1 protein-coding gene is annotated in these 320 nt (G+C 68.1%); it reads right to left on the minus strand.

All coding sequences use genetic code 11. From position 1 onward, the window contains the following. Window positions 1–108: 108 nt before the first annotated feature. Window positions 109–320, minus strand: a 212-nt coding sequence (locus tag EN846_RS35540; protein ID WP_189587211.1) for a hypothetical protein, incomplete at its 5' end; no start/stop codon positions are given.

Here is a 320-nt window from a genome sequence, read left to right on the forward strand (position 1 = left end):
GCCGAGTTGGCCCGCGCCTGCGCCACCTCCACCCCAACTCCAAACTCACTTCCACACGCTGACGCTGTACCAGCGGCTAGCCACAACCATAACTAGGCGCAGGCGCACTCACTCACTGGGGACGCACACGATCTCGCGCCACCCCTTCGGGATGTGGCCCTCGGCTGCCTCCCACGCGGCCACGCAGTCGGCGCCGGCCGCCACAACCTGGCCGTCGACCACGAGCGCATAGAGCCCCTGTGGCTGCGGGTGTTGCGGCGAGATCCAGTTGACGAGCGCGGCCAGCGCGCTGCCGGCGATGGCAATGCGGATCATTGGAT

This window comes from Mesorhizobium sp. M4B.F.Ca.ET.203.01.1.1, assembly GCF_004791025.1.
GTDB lineage: Bacteria > Pseudomonadota > Alphaproteobacteria > Rhizobiales > Rhizobiaceae > Mesorhizobium > Mesorhizobium abyssinicae.